Source organism: Rhizobium sp. BK275, assembly GCF_014193555.1.
Classification (GTDB): domain Bacteria; phylum Pseudomonadota; class Alphaproteobacteria; order Rhizobiales; family Rhizobiaceae; genus Rhizobium.
In genome coordinates this window covers 817,710-832,460 of sequence record NZ_JACHZL010000001.1, presented here as the reverse complement: position 1 = coordinate 832,460, position 14,751 = coordinate 817,710, and the positions used below count along the sequence as shown (strand labels likewise).

At 59.9% G+C, this 14,751-nt stretch carries 12 protein-coding genes; 4 read left to right on the top strand and 8 right to left on the bottom strand.

Annotated elements, in window-relative coordinates; genetic code table 11:
• Nucleotides 1-231 precede the first annotated feature (231 nt).
• Nucleotides 232-819 carry a TetR/AcrR family transcriptional regulator gene (locus FHT82_RS03740; protein WP_183727272.1) on the bottom strand — a complete coding sequence of 196 codons (588 nt, stop codon included), beginning with the start codon at nucleotides 817-819 and terminating at the stop codon, nucleotides 232-234.
• Between the two features lie 98 nt (nucleotides 820-917).
• Here FHT82_RS03740 and FHT82_RS03735 point away from each other — a divergent pair, with 98 nt between their 5' ends.
• The 4 genes from FHT82_RS03735 (at nucleotide 918) to FHT82_RS03720 (ending at nucleotide 7,075) form a co-directional block, all read left to right on the top strand.
• On the top strand, nucleotides 918-2,033 hold the full coding sequence (locus FHT82_RS03735; protein WP_183726417.1) for an efflux RND transporter periplasmic adaptor subunit: 1,116 nt from the start codon (nucleotides 918-920) through the stop codon (nucleotides 2,031-2,033).
• A complete protein-coding gene (locus FHT82_RS03730; RefSeq protein WP_183726416.1) occupies nucleotides 2,030-5,140 on the top strand; it encodes an efflux RND transporter permease subunit in 3,111 nt (1,036 codons plus the stop codon). The genes FHT82_RS03735 and FHT82_RS03730 overlap by 4 nt, the downstream gene beginning before the upstream one ends.
• Before the next feature lie 4 nt (nucleotides 5,141-5,144).
• Entirely contained in the window at nucleotides 5,145-5,924 is a 780-nt protein-coding gene (locus FHT82_RS03725; RefSeq protein WP_183726414.1) for a TetR/AcrR family transcriptional regulator, read from the top strand.
• Nucleotides 5,925-6,265: 341 nt separating this feature from the next.
• Nucleotides 6,266-7,075: an oxidoreductase gene (locus FHT82_RS03720; protein WP_183726412.1), complete on the top strand. Its 810-nt coding sequence runs from the start codon at nucleotides 6,266-6,268 to the stop codon at nucleotides 7,073-7,075.
• 135 nt (nucleotides 7,076-7,210) lie between these two features.
• Here the strand turns inward: FHT82_RS03720 and atzF are convergent, their stop codons facing one another.
• From atzF to FHT82_RS03685, 7 genes are all read right to left on the bottom strand, one after another.
• Entirely contained in the window at nucleotides 7,211-9,043 is a 1,833-nt protein-coding gene (atzF, locus tag FHT82_RS03715) for an allophanate hydrolase (RefSeq protein ID WP_183726410.1), read from the bottom strand.
• A 4-nt stretch (nucleotides 9,044-9,047) separates the two neighbouring features.
• The gene (locus FHT82_RS03710; protein ID WP_183726408.1) at nucleotides 9,048-9,689 is read right to left on the bottom strand and encodes a cysteine hydrolase; all 642 of its coding nucleotides are present in this window, start codon (nucleotides 9,687-9,689) and stop codon (nucleotides 9,048-9,050) included.
• A complete protein-coding gene (locus FHT82_RS03705) occupies nucleotides 9,682-10,368 on the bottom strand; it encodes an isochorismatase family cysteine hydrolase (protein WP_183726406.1) in 687 nt (228 codons plus the stop codon). The genes FHT82_RS03710 and FHT82_RS03705 overlap by 8 nt, the downstream gene beginning before the upstream one ends.
• Nucleotides 10,365-11,513 (bottom strand): ABC transporter ATP-binding protein, encoded by a 1,149-nt coding sequence (locus tag FHT82_RS03700; RefSeq protein ID WP_183726404.1) that lies wholly within the window; start codon nucleotides 11,511-11,513, stop codon nucleotides 10,365-10,367. Before FHT82_RS03700 ends, FHT82_RS03705 begins: the two co-directional genes overlap by 4 nt.
• A gap of 10 nt (nucleotides 11,514-11,523) precedes the next feature.
• Entirely contained in the window at nucleotides 11,524-12,345 is an 822-nt protein-coding gene (locus FHT82_RS03695; RefSeq protein WP_183726402.1) for a carbohydrate ABC transporter permease, read from the bottom strand.
• Between the two features lie 4 nt (nucleotides 12,346-12,349).
• The gene (locus FHT82_RS03690) at nucleotides 12,350-13,249 is read right to left on the bottom strand and encodes a sugar ABC transporter permease (RefSeq protein ID WP_183727270.1); all 900 of its coding nucleotides are present in this window, start codon (nucleotides 13,247-13,249) and stop codon (nucleotides 12,350-12,352) included.
• A gap of 132 nt (nucleotides 13,250-13,381) precedes the next feature.
• Nucleotides 13,382-14,617, bottom strand: a complete 1,236-nt coding sequence (locus FHT82_RS03685) for a sugar ABC transporter substrate-binding protein (protein ID WP_246698082.1) — start codon at nucleotides 14,615-14,617, stop codon at nucleotides 13,382-13,384.
• Between the last annotated feature and the right edge of the window lie 134 nt (nucleotides 14,618-14,751).

The following is a 14,751-nucleotide window of genomic DNA, read 5'->3' as shown; positions in this document are numbered from 1 at the left end:
CGGTCCAAGCTTGGACCACTCCAGCCGGTGGCCGCGCCCATTCGCGCCGTGCCTCCTCCGAAAGCACCAGGCCATGCCCCGGGCGCTCCGGCGCGTAGGCGAAGCCGTCGCCTTTACCGCTATTTGTCCGAGGCACACCGCCGGACGACCGGTCGACGCTGAGATTAATGTGGCTCCGAAATGCGGCGTGCGGTGAGGTGCGGAGCGAACGCTCCATTCCAACGCTGCATTTCATTCCTCTTCTGTGCAGCTCGTGATGCGTTTGACCGCGTCTGCGGCGGTTTCGAGGACCCGCCGCGACATGTCTTCATCTGTCATGATGCGAGAGATCGTCACCGCCCCCACCATGAGGGACAGGACAGCCATGGCTTTGTCATAAGGTTTCGAGCTGTCCGATGCCGGGATCAGTTCGTCGAGAATCTGTAGATGAGCTTCAATGCCATCCTGGAATGGAGTTCGTACGCCTTCGCTTTGGCGCGCAGCATCGGAGCCAAGCGCTGCAAGAGGGCATCCGTCGCCTGTTTCTCCCCGGTGATCGGTCGAAAGGTAAAGGCCGACAACTGCCTCAAGCGGATCGGGACTACCTGCGGCGACCGTCGACCATCTACGCGTCGCGCTCTCCATCGCTCGCCGCGATGCCAATGCCGCCAAGTCATCCTTGGATTCGAACTGTTTGTAGAAGGCGCCCTGGGTGAGCCCGGCACCCTTCATCAAATCCTTGAGGCCGATACCATCGAAGCCGTGCTCTCGAAAGAGCCTGCTGGCCACGTTGATGACCGTCTCTCGGTTCGCTTCGGCTTGAGCGCGACTGACTCTCATAGCAATCTCCATTTAGATTTCATTTGACATCTATATCACAATTAGAGTTAGATCGCAATCTAATTTAACTGCTGTGCCCGTCAACAAGGGTCAATGACATGAATCGCAAAATTCTTCTTACCAGCTTCGGCCTACTCGCTGCCGCCAGCGTTACGGCGTTCATTCTCGTCGCCGAGTCCTCGGGAGGAAAGGCGCAAGCCGCCGACCCCCGCGTTGCGCCGCCGCTCGTCAGCTTGGTGGACGCAAAGAGGCCGGATACCGCTGTGCGGACCTTCACAGGCACAATCGCTGCTCGGGTGCAAAGCAACCTGGGATTTCGTGTACCCGGCAAAATCATGCAGCGTTATGTGGACATCGGCGAGCAGGTTAAGGCGGGTCAGCCTTTGATGCGCATCGACGAGACCGATCTGCGGCTGGCGCTTGCCGCAAAACGCAATGCAGTCGCTGCAGCTCAGGCCGTCCTGACCCAGGCGCAAGCAGACGAGAGACGCTACGCCGCTTTGGTGAAAAACGGACTGGCAGCCGCTTCTCCGCAGCGTTACGAACAGGCAAAAGCAGCGTTGGATACCGCAACCGCCCAGCTCGCGGCGGCGCAAGCAGATGCTAGGGTCGCCGAAAACGCGGCGACTTACTCCCTGCTGATCGCCGATACCGATGGCACGGTCGTCGAAACGCTTGGGGAGCCGGGGCAAGTGGTCACGGCTGGACAGACGGTCATCCGGCTCGCCCAAGCCGGGCCTCGTGAGGCGCTGGTCTGGCTTCCGGAATCCGTTCGGCCCCAGATTGGAGACATAGCCGAGGCAAGCGTCTACGGAAGCGAAAGCCGGCAAGACAAGGCGCGGCTTCGGCAGATCTCGGATGCCGCCGATCCTCAAACCCGCACTTATGAAGCACGCTGGGTTCTGGATGGCGCCGCAGCCTCGGCCCCGCTCGGCGCGACGGTGACGATCAAGATTTCCAGCGACAATGGCCTGTCGCATGCAGCGGTGCCGGTCGGCGCTGTTTTTGACGACGGCAGCCGAACCGGTGTGTGGGTCTTTGACGAAAAATCGTCGACCGTCCAGTTCCGTTCAGTGCAGGTAGAGAAGATCGGCGAGGAGGTCGCGGTGGTTTCCAGCCTGGAGGCAGGCGAGCCGATCGTCGCTCTCGGAGCGCATCTCCTGCAGGACGGTGCGAGCGTTCGTACGGAACAAGCAGAGGCGGTCAACCAATGAGCTTCAATTTGTCCGCGCTCGCTGTTCGCGAGAGAGCCGTTACCCTGTTCTTCATCATCCTGCTTGCTGCCGCCGGCGTCTATGCCTTTGCCAAGCTCGGGCGGGCGGAGGACCCCTCGTTCACCATCAAGACTCTGACCGTGACAGCCGTGTGGCCGGGCGCGACAGCGCGCGAAATGCAGGATCTTGTCGCCGAACCCCTTGAGAAACGCCTTCAGGAACTCACCTGGTACGACCGCGTAGAGACGACAACGCGGCCGGGATACGCCTTTCTGACCGTTACGCTTAAGGATAGTACGCCGGCCACGGCAGTCGAAGAGGAATTCTATCAGGCCCGAAAGAAGCTTGGAGACGAGGCGCGTAACCTGCCTCAGGGCGTTCTTGGTCCCTTTGTCAACGACGAGTATTCCGATGTCAGCTTCGCACTTTATGCACTGAAGGCCAAGGGCATGCCGATGCGCGACCTTGTGCGTCAGGCAGAAGCGATCCGTCAGGATCTTCTGCATGTGCCCGGTGTCAAGAAGATCAACATCCTCGGAGAACGGCCCGAACAGATCTTTGTCGAATTCTCCTATGCCAAACTGGCCACTCTCGGCATTTCGGCACAGGACATTGCGGCCGCTTTGCAGCGGCAGAATACCGTGACGCCGGCGGGATCGATCGATACGCGCGGCCCGCAGGTCTTCATCCGCTTCGATGGCGCTTATGACAGCATACAGGCGATCGCCGATACGCCGATCGTCGCAGCCGGGCGCATGATGAAGCTCTCAGATTTTGCCGAGGTTCGTCGCGGCTATGAAGATCCGGCCATCTATATCATCCGTCACGATGGCGAACCTGCCATCATGCTCGGCGTGGTAATGCAGCAGGGATGGAATGGTCTGGAGCTCGGGAAGGCGCTGGAAGAAAAATCCGTTGCGATCGCACAGACCTTGCCGCTCGGCATGACGCTCGCCAAGGTCAGCGACCAGGCCGTCAACATCCAGGAGGCCGTCGGCGAGTTCATGCTGAAATTCGCCATGGCGCTTGGCGTCGTGCTGTTCGTAAGCCTCATCAGCCTCGGGTGGCGTGTTGGCATCGTCGTTGCACTGGCCGTGCCCCTCACGCTTGCCGTTGTCTTCCTCATCATGCTGGAGACTGGCAGGTTCTTCGACCGCATCACGCTCGGTGCGCTAATCCTGGCGCTCGGCCTTCTGGTCGACGACGCCATCATCGCTATCGAGGTGATGGTGGTGAAGATGGAAGAAGGGATGGATCGCATCAAGGCGGCCGCCTATGCATGGAGCCATACCGCTGCCCCCATGCTATCCGGTACGCTGGTAACGATCATCGGGCTGATGCCGGTCGGCTTCGCCCGCTCGACCGCCGGCGAATATGCCGGCAACATCTTCTGGGTGGTGGGCTTTGCCCTCATCGTCTCCTGGATCGTCGCCGTGATCTTCACGCCCTACCTCGGCGTCAAGATGCTGCCTGCGATCAAGCCGGTTGAAGGTGGCCATCACGCCATCTACGACACCTCGAACTATCGCCGCCTTCGGGGGGTGATCGAGTTTGCCGTGCGGCACAAGTTCGTCACATGTGCGGTAGTCGGCATCGCTATGGGCATCTCCGTCGTTGGCATGGGAGCGGTCAAGCAGCAGTTTTTCCCGACGTCGGATCGTCCGGAAGTATTGGTCGAAGTCCGTATGCCTGAGGGTACCAGTATCGAGACGACGACAGCCACGGTCGAGAAGCTCGAAGGGTGGCTGCAAAAGCAGCCGGAGACAAAGACCGTCACCAGCTATGTCGGTCAAGGCGCTCCCCGTTTCTTCTTCGCCATGGCGCCGGAATTGCCGGACCCATCCTTCGCCAAGATCGTCGTGCTGACTTCCGACGCCGAGACCCGCGAGGCCTTGAAGCACCGTCTCCGGACGGCTGTCTCGGAGGGGCTCGCACCTGAAGCCTATGTCCGTGTAACGCAGCTCGTATTCGGTCCCTACACACCATTCCCGGTCGAGTTTCGCGTCATGGGACCTGATCCCAAGAAATTGTATGAAATCTCCGAGAAGGCCCTCGACATCATGAAAGGCGTGCCGGATGTCCGTCAGGCCAATCGCGACTGGGGCAACCGCACGCCGGTGCTGCGCTTCGTTCCTGACCAGAATCGGCTGAGCCTGATCGGCCTTTCGCCGGCGGAGGCAGCCCAGCAGATGCAATTGCTGTTGAGCGGTATTCCGATCACCCAGGTTCGCGAGAACATCCGGAACGTGCCCGTCATCGCGCGCAGTGCCGGCGAAAACAGGCTTGATCCGTCAAGACTGGCAGACTTCTCGCTGATGAGCCGGGACGGCCGACAGGTTCCACTCGATCAGATCGGTCATTCTGAAATCCGGTTTGAAGAGCCGATCCTGAAAAGGCGCGACCGAACGCCTGTCATTACGATCCGCTCGGACATTAACGAGGCGACACAGCCGCCCGAAGTCTCGCAGCAGGTTCTGAAGGCACTCCAGCCGCTGATCGCCTCGCTTCCGGTCGGATATCGTATCGAGATGGGCGGAAACATCGAAGAATCTTTGAAGGCCAATGTTGCCCTTGTTCAGATCTTCCCGGCGATGATTGCCGCAATGCTGATCGTCATCGTCCTGCAGGTCCGCAGCCTGTCAACGATGACCATGGTGATGCTGACGGGACCGCTTGGTCTTGCTGGTGTTGTTCCCGTCTTGCTTATCTTCCATCAACCGTTCGGCTTCAATGCCATTCTCGGACTGATCGGGCTCGCGGGAATCCTGATGCGCAACACCTTGATCCTGACTGAACAGATCAAGGAGAACCAGGCAGCCGGTCTCGACGACTATCATGCCGTCATCGAGGCGACAGTCCAGCGGACACGTCCGGTCATGTTGACAGCACTCGCGGCCGTCCTTGCCTTCATCCCTCTCACCCACTCGGTATTCTGGGGGTCGATGGCCTACACGCTGATCGGTGGTACGGCGGTCGGGACCGTAATGATCCTGCTCTTCCTCCCCGCTCTCTATGCCACCTGGTTCCGCATCAAGCCGACTGAAAGAGAAACACATCATACAGAGCAAAATGCTCCAGAACTGCAACGCGCTATGGCTGCGGAGTAACATCATGTTTCGGATATGTACTGACGTGCCCCCCCCTGACGCGAAGGAGAAAACCAGCGGCTCAGTATCGATGGTCCGGGGTGTTTATTGGGCTTCCGATCGACAGGAGTCGGAATCTCATGAACGAGGGCTTTATTCCTCAGCTTCGGACGAAGCAATTTTAGGGCAAGGACGTGATCGCATCCTGGATATTGCGGAAAAACACATTCGCCGTATCGGCCATCGCAAGACCACGGTTGCTGACATTGCGTCCGACCTGGGCACAAGTCGAGCGAGCGTATACCGGTTCTTTCCCACAAGGGCGGCGATCAACAGTTCCGTCTGTGGGCGTATCATCAACGAGGTTGCTGAAATTGTTTTTGCCGTCGCACGGATGGACGCGCCAGCAAGCAAAAGGCTTGTTGACCTTTTGAACGTGCTCCACCGGCACAGCAGGAGGAGGCTGGTGGAGGAGAGGCCCATTCACGATTTGCTCGTCGCTGCCATGAACGAAAGATGGGCAACCATCAATGTGCATAACGAGCAAATCCAGACGATCCTGACAGCACTGATCCGCGAGGGTTTGCAAGCAGGCGAGTTCCATGCGGAAGATGCCGACGATGCCACACGGGGAGTGATCACCGCGTTCCTGCCGTTCTTCCATCCGATTTTGGTTGAGCAGCGTGTTCAGGAAGGAGAGGACATGGCTGCAGCCGCCCGCGCTCAAATCCGCTTTATCATGCGCGCGCTCGACAAATCAGACGGGCGCTCCGCCAATGTCGATCCGACGTCGAACGGTGCATGATTTTCGTCCCGGTCATCTTGTCCTCTCCAATCCCAACCTATTGCACGGAACTTGCAGCAAGCGACCGGAAAGAGGCACTGCGAGCCGCGGATCGATCCCGCGCAGGCACCAAACGCGACTCCCTGATCAAGGAATTCATGGCAGCGGGTCGGACGCTCCTTATCAAAACTCAATAAAACCAAGTCCGTTTCATTTTATATGTTGATTGACATCCAAAATCAGTTTCGATGTTGATCGAAATCTAAAATGATTGTTTGCGAAATGAAGACTTCCCATTCGGGATTGGTCCTCCGGCCGAAACCCCTCGCAATCAACTATTTGCGCAATCCTCAGGAGCATGCATGTCCAATAAAAAAGTCGTCGTCGTCACAGGCGCATCATCCGGAATAGGCGAGGCAGTGGCGCGCCTTCTTGCACAAAATGGCTTCCAGGTGTTTGGAGGCGCACGCAACCTGCACCGTGCTCCTTCCATTCCCGGCGTCCGCTTCGGAACCGTCGACGTCACCGACGACACATCGGTTACGAACTTTGTGGAATGGGTTTTGTCGGAAGCAGGTAAAATTGATGTGCTGATCAATAATGCTGGCGTTTCGCTGGTCGGTCCTGTCGAGAATACTTCGACCGCGGAGGCTCAAAAGGTATTCGACACCAACGTGTTCGGCCCTTTGCGCATGATCCGCGCCGCTCTGCCCTCCATGCGTGCCGCTCGGAGCGGGCTCATCATTAATGTCAGCTCGGTTTTGGGCTTCCTGCCTGCGCCGTTCATGGGGCTATATGCCAGCAGCAAGCACGCGCTTGAGGGGCTGTCGGAGTCCCTGGATCACGAGATCCGTGAGTTTAACGTCAGGGTCGTGTTGCTCGAACCCACCTTCACCAACACGAAGCTCGACGTAAACGCGGCACATACTGAGGCGCCCTTGGGCGTCTACGAAACGCAGGCCAATGCGACCGTCGAAGCGGTTCAGGCGCAGATCAAATCGGCGCCGTCGGCGCAGACGGTAGCCGAGAAAATCCTGGCGACGATCAACGGTCCGTACCGCATGCGTCAACCCGCGGGCGGTCAAGCGAAGCTTCTCAGCCGGTTGCGCAGATTCATGCCCGCAAACGCCGTCGATAAAAGTCTGCGGAAAACATTCGGCTTCGGCAAGTGAAGTTCGTCCCAAGTTTTGCCGTAGAGCGCACCGATCATCCAGCAATGAGTGCAAATTGAATATACAAGGGGAGGAGTGCTCGCCGTCGATTTTCCATAGGCTTGCGACTGTTTGCGACCACGCTTACATTTTGGATCAGACGGCCATACTTTCCACGTATCGGCGCCAGCCACCGTAAGCAGTAATATCGGGCTGCTCCTTGAGCGCGACCGCCTCGCACAGAAAACCGGTGACCACAGAGCCGTCCTCCAGCGAGAGCTTTCCCACACCAAGTGGCGCTGGAATCCGATCGATGAAATCTCCAAAGTCTGCTACGGGCAAAGCCCAGACCTCGACATCGATCGGGGCGCCGCTCGAGACGTCCCGGACCAGGCCGGGCTTGGGAGGCATGGCGCCGCTCAACGCGAAGAGACGGTAATCGCCGCTGGTTCGGGCGGCTCTGCGAAACAGGCCTGATCGCTGCGTGAGCTCGTGATTGAGCGGCATTCCGGAAAGGTGTGCACCGACGACGGCAATTTCACGATAGCCGTCGGGCAGAGACGCGTCAGCCGGTACCGGATAGGGATTGTCGAATTTGCCGAGCTTGAGCCCGGTCGCCCTGTGGAACGCAGCTGCGATACCGGCTGCTCGCGCCTCGTTAAAACCAGGGGCGAGGAAGGTTACGCCAAGCGGCAGGCCATCCTTGCGAAAGCCGTTGGGAACGGCGATGCCGCACAACCCCATCAGGTTCACGAAATTGGTGTAGATACCGAGATTGCTGTTGAGTTGAATGGGATTGGCGGCAATCTCTTCCTTGGTGTAGATCGTCGGCGTCGTCGGAACCAACAGCACGGTAATGTCGTCCCAGAGGGCGCGCGTATCGCGCTTCAGTTCGGCGATCCTGTGAATGGCTGCAAAGGTGTCGCCAGCCGTAAAGCTTGCGGATTTCGACAGGATCTGACGTGTGACCGGATGGATCGCCTCGCCATGCTGCTCAAGCACGCTGTCGAGGCTCAACGCTCTTTCTGAGATCCATGGCCCCTCGTAGAGTATACGCTGCGTTTCCTCAAACGGAGCAAAGTCCACTTCGACCTTTTCTCCTCCCATCGCGGTCAATCGCGCCATCGCCTCGCCGAAGAGCCTTCCAGCCTCGGTATCGCCGAAGAAGCGAAGTGCTTTGCCAGCCGGCACGCCGAAGCGGAAACGCGGCGGCGCGGGCGCGGGTATCAGCGGAACGGCGTCCGCTTCCGGCCGGGAGAACGGGTATGACGGGTCGTACCCGGCGATCAGCCTGAGGACGCTCATGCCGTCCTCGACGGTCAGCGAGAAGATTGCGAGCGTTTCGATCGTCTTGACGCAGCCTCCGCCGGACACGCATGCATTGCTGACGAGGCCGGGCGTCGGCTTGATGCCGACGATGTTGTTGAAACCGGCCGGCACGCGACCAGAGCCGGCGGCATCGTTTGCGATGGAAAAGGACGAAAGCCCTGCCGCGACCGAGACGCCCGACCCGGAACTCGATCCCCCCGAGATGAAGCGATCATCGAAGACCGACGAGCAGGCACCATAGGGCGTGCGCATGCCGACAAGGCCGATGCCGAACTGATCCATGTTGGTCTTGCCGATGAGAATGGCGCCGGCATCGAAGATCCTGTCCAGTGCTTGACCGCTGGACGTCGCGATATAGGCACCTTCCTTCAGGGCATTCGTGGTGGGGAGGCCGACAATGTCGTTGCAGTCCTTCACGGAAAACGGAATGCCCCAGAGCGGCCGGCCGTCATAGCCCTCTGCCTCGAGCGCGTCTGCCGCCGCAAGAGCGGTCTCGCGCGACACGAGATAGGTCCAGACGTGATCCTCGCCGCGCGCCGCGATACGATCGTAGATCGCGTTCACCACGCGCGTCGGCGTCAGCATACCGGCCGCATAGGCGGACGAGAGCGTCGAAAGGTCGAGGCTTCCCGTCGTGTCGGACCATTTTAGTTCGGACATGGCTTTACTCCTGATGACTTCCGAGAGCCGCCTCGATGGCGGCGGCTGAGGCAATCGCGCCGAAAAGGCCGTTGCCGAAAGTGGTTATGCGCAGCTGTGCGTCATGGCGCCCTGGAGAGGTTCCCTTGCAGGCGTCGAAGACCGTCAGGCATTCGAAACCCATGTCGTTTGCCGCACGCTGTGTTGCGTGAACCAGCCCGTCGGTCGGCAGGCCGGTCACGAGAAGGTTGCGAATTCCGTGCCTGCGGAGAGTGTCCTCAAGGCCGGTTCCGAAGAAAGCGTTATCGCCGGCATGATCGACGATGATGGCGGCGGGCGGAAGCGACATGCTGTCATCGAACTGCCAGTCTGGGCTGCCTTTTGTGGGAACCTCATCGCCAAGGACCGCACGTCGCCGTGCGAGAGCGCCGCCTTCGGGATCCTGTCCGCGCCTGGAGGCGATGATGGCAAGACCGCGACGGCCGGCCGCCTCGATCAAGCGCATGGCGGTATCGCGCTCCGCTTCGGCGGCGAGGCCGCGGACGATGCCGCTCTGGAAGCCGAGGAGCAGAAGGGCCGTGTCACCGGATGACCATTCACCGTCGAAGGGCCACGCATAGGGGTTGGCGTCAATCCGCCCGAAATGGTTCGTCGAGTTCTCAATCATCGGCCGTTTCCAGCATGGCGGCAAAAGCGGTCCGATCGGCGACGCCACCCCAGCGCCCGCCAAAGGCCCGAAGGATTTCCAGCGTCGCCTCATGGTTTCGGGTCTCGACTGCAGCAGTACAATCTTCCAGAAGGACGCATTCGATGCCGTGCTCGAAGCCGTCGCGGATGGTGGATTGTACGCAGCAATCCGACGTCACGCCGGTGACGACGAGCCGCGAAATGCCGCGGCTTTCGAGTTGTTCGGCAAGATCGGTCCGATGAAACGAGGATTTACCCGGCTTGTCGATGACGATCTCCCCGTCGATCGGTGTCAATTCCGGAATGATCTGCCAACCGGGCTCACCACGAACGAGTATCCGGCCGGTCTTTCCCATGTCGCCGATCCCCAACCCATGACGGCGCGTTCGCCATTGCTTGTTGGTGTGGAGATCAGAAAGGTCCGGATGATGTCCCTCCCGGGTGTGAATGACCGTCAGGCCGGCCGCGCGGGCGCGGGCGAGCGTCTCAGCTATACGTGTGATTACCGAACGGGTGTTTGACACGTCCTCACCAAGCTGGTCGACCCAGCCGCCGGCGGCGCAGAAATCGATCTGCATGTCGATGATGATCAAGGCAATACCGGCTTTGGAAACCGTGCCGCCCAGAGGCCAGAAGGTCGCGGTCGGTTCGTTGCTCACAGGCGAGCTCCGGTTTCCGGATCGAACAGCAGGATCAGCGACGGATCCACGGAGAATGTCACGCGTTCGTCGCGCTGCACCCGATGGCTGCTGTCGACGAGTGCTTTCAGCCTCGGCGCCGATTTCATCATGTCACGTTCGTCGTCCATGACGACGGCACTGCTCGCAGCCGTTCCCTTGTCCTCCATGTGGACGAGCAGATCGGCTCCCAGGTCCTCGACGAAGGAGGCTCTCGCCGAGATCGTGCCGGGCATACCGGCATTGTCAGACAGCTTCAAATGTTCGGGCCGGATGCCGATCGCGACCCGTCGATCAATGCGGCGGGCCGCGCGCTCGCCCTGTTGCGCGAGCGGCAACAGGAATTCGCCGATTGCAACGGCCGGGCCGTTGTCATGCGCGACGAGCCTGCCCTCCAGAAAGTTGATTGGCGGGGAACCGATGAAGCCGGCGACGAACATGTTGACCGGATGATCATAGAGCGCCCGTGGCGTATCAAGCTGCTGCAGTGTTCCCTTGTTCATGACGGCAACGCGGTGGCCCATCGTCATGGCTTCCACCTGGTCGTGGGTGACATAGACCGTCGTGACCGCCGTCATGCGCTGCAGCCGCGAGATTTCCGCGCGCATCTGACCGCGCAGGCGTGCATCGAGATTGGAAAGCGGTTCATCCATCAGGAAGGCGTTGGGCGAGCGCACCAAGGCACGGCCCATGGCGACACGCTGCCGCTGGCCACCCGAAAGACGGTTCGGCTTGCGATCCAGAAATTCCGTCAATTCCAGCAGCGCGGCGGTTTCGCGCACCTTGTCGGCGATGACTTCAGGCTTGGCGCCGCGCACCTTCAGTCCGAAGGCGATATTGTCCGCAACGGTAAGATGCGGATAAAGCGCGTAGGACTGAAAGACCATGGCTATATCGCGGTCGCGAGGCGACAGATCGTTTGCCACAGTGTCGTTGATCTTCAACTTGCCGGAGGAGATATCCTCCAGGCCGGCGATCATTCGAAGAGCGGTGGTCTTGCCGCAGCCGGACGGGCCGACCAGTACCATGAATTCCCCATCGGCGATCTTGAGATTGAAATCACTCAGCGCCGCGGCCTTGCCGCCGGCATAGGTCTTTGAGACGTTCGTAAACGAGATTTCGGCCATGCTGTCTGCCCTACTGTACGCCGTTGGTCGCGCCCTGAACGAAATAGCGGTTCATGAAAAGCGCCATCAGGACAATCGGTATGGTGGAAAAGTGCGCAAGAGCTCCGAGCGTGCCCCAGGTAATGTCCTTGGTTCCATAAGCCGTCAGCAGCGCGACTGAGATCGGCTTTGAATCCAGGGTCGTCAGAAACATCGGGTGAAGGAAGTCGTTCCAGGAGAACATCATGCAAAAGAGTGCGCAGGCGATGATGCCCGAGCGCACCGACGGCAGGGCCACGCGCAGGAAGGCACCGATCAGCGTGCAGCCATCGGTCAGCGCCGCCTCTTCCATGTCCGGCGGCAGCGACTTGAAGTAGGAAAACATCATCCAGGTCACGAAGGCGCAGTTCAGCATGGTATTGAATACGATGACCGCCCACCAGCTGCCGAGCAGCCCGATGTCACGCATCAGCAGATAAAAGGGGATCAGTGCGGCGATCGCCGGGATCATCCGGATCGCCAGGAAGAAATAGGCAAAGCCAGTGGCAAAGCGTGCCTTGGAGCGCGCCAGAGCGTAGCCGGAGGGAACGCCGAGCAGAAGCGAAAGAAGCGTCGTGCCAAGGCTGATCACCAGCGATGAGCGGACGAGCGAAACGACGTCGAACAGCGCAAGGGCCTGGCGAAACTGGTCGAGCGTCGGCTCGAAGGTCAGGCGCGGCGGCACGGTGAATATCTGGTTCGACGGCTTGTAGGCGGTCGCGATCAGCCAGCAGACCGGAAGCAGGAACAGGAGGGTTGCGACGAGGACGAGGGTCCGCTCGGCAAGGATGCGACGTCTGGAAACACGTGACATCGGCCTATCTCCCGTTGATCCTGACATCGGCGCGTCGGACGACCAGAAGCAGAACGGTCGCTATCAGCGCGATGAAGAGCAGCGTGACGTTGCCGACGGCCGAGGCATAGCCGACATTGAAGAATTGCAGACCCTCCTTGACGCCCAGCATCATCAGCGTGTTGGTGGCATCGTTCGGCCCGCCGCCCGTTGTGACGAAAACGGAATCGAAGACCCGGAAGGCATCCATCGTCCTCAGCGTGAGTGCGAGGAAGATCGATGGCAGCATCAAGGGCAGGACCAATAGGCGGAAGCGCTGCCATGCCGTTGCGCCGTCGACTGTCCCGGCCTCAAGCAGGTCCGCCGGCAGTGCCTTGAGACCGGCAAGCAGGATCAGCGTCATCAAAGGGGTCCACTCCCAGCAGTCGATCACTATGAGGACCCAGAGCGCGGTGGAGGCGTCGGTGAGGAGGCCCGTGCGGGGTCCGATGCCCGCCTCCGACAGGAAATAGCCGATCATGCCGTAGTCGGCGCCAAGCAGCGCCTTGAAGATCAGTCCGACCACGAGTGGGGTGATCGTTGATGGCACGAGCAAGAAGGCCAGAACCGCGCGGTTGAAACGGCTGTCGCGCCACAGAAGGAGCGCCAGGCAGAAGCCGAAGATGAGCTGGAGACCGACACTGAAAATCGTGAACTGGAAGGTGTTGAGGATTGCCGTGCGCGTCGCATCATCGGTGAAGATGTCGACATAGTTCTGCAGGCCGACGAAGCTCGTCCGGGCGGGGCGGAGAAGATTGTAGCGATAGAAGCTGTACCAGATCCCTTGCGAAAGCGGCCAAAGGCCGATTGCAGCGACGTAGACGACTGCCGGAGCGGCCATCAAGAACAGGAAGAGCCTGCGGCGATCGGAGAAGCGATGGGGCATCGGCAAAACAGCGTTCATTCGTGTCAGGCCCGGCTCCGGCCCTCAGGCTGCATCCTTGACCGCGCCGGTTTGACGATCGGCGCGATCGCGAAGCGGAATGCGCCTGCCAAACATGGCGGGCAGGCGCGGCGATCAGAACAGTTTTTCTGCTGCTTCCTGCGCCTTGTCGAGCGCTTCCTTCGGGGTTGCGGCGCCGGCGAGTACGGAATTGACGGCTGTGCCGAGCATATCCTGAATTTCCGGATATTCCGGAATGCGCGGACGGAATTCGCCGTTGCCGTGCTCGTAGGTTTGCGCGATCACCGGCAGGAAGTCATATTTGGCAAGAAGGTCGGGGTCGGTCATCTGGCTCTTGCGCATGAAGCCGCCGGCACCGAGCATATTGAACTCCTTGTGGATTTTCTTGCTCGTCACCCACTTGATGAAGGTCCACGCAGCTTCCTGTTTCGACGTATCGATATCGGCATTGATCGCAAGCCCCCAGCCGCCGACGCCATATTGCGGCGTCATGCCCGCGGCAACCGGCGCCACGGCAATGCCGGCCTTGCCGACGATGTTCGATACTTTCGGATCGGAATAGGCAGCAGCACCCACGGACCAAGTCTGCATGAAGGCAGACATTCCCTGGCGGAAGCTTTCCTCGCGCCCACCCCAGTCATATTCGATGGCGCCGGGAGGTGCGGCCTCGGTAAAGAGTTCCTTGTAGACCGTGAGGCTCTTGATATTTGCCTCAGAGTTGAGGGCGGGCTTGCCGTCCTTGTCGAGGATGGAGCCGCCAAGCTGGTTGTTGTATTGCATCCAGTCCTGGGCGACTGCCGGCCCCTTCTGGCCGTTGGCGACGAAGCCGTATTGTTTCTTTGAAGGGTCGGTCAGCTTCTTGGCATCCGCGACGAGTTCTTCGATGCTCGCCGGCGGCTTCAGCCCGGCAGCCTCCAGAAGGTCTTTGCGATAGGCGAGCACGTTGGCGTAGGCCGCAAACGGAAAAGCCACGTAGTGATCGTCATATTGGCCGAGCGATTTCAGCGCCACCGGATAGATGTCGTCGAGATCGAGTTCGGCAGCATCGCGCTTGACCCAATCGGTCAGGTCTACGGAATACTTGTTCTCGGCATAGGCGCCTGCCCAGACGATGTCCATGGTCACCAGATCGTAACCCTTGGTGTCGCCGACGAAATCCGCAGTCGTCTTGGTCAGCAATGTGCCGTAGTCCATGATCTCGACCTTGAGATCGGCACCGGTCTCCTCCTTGAAGGCGGGCGCCAACTCGGTCAGGACTTTGGAAAAACCGTCGTTCATCGACGCGATCGTCAGGGTTACGCCGTCGAGCGACTTTGCTTGCGTGTAGGCGGTGGTCGCCATCAGCGCCATGACGGCGGCCGCCAGGCGGTATGCCGTTCTGGGCGTGGAGAATGAAGAGGCTCTCGTCATGACAATCAACCTTTCCGGTGCGGTGAATTATGAAGCGACGTTAGCGCGCCCCAATTCCAAGTCAAACAAAAAAT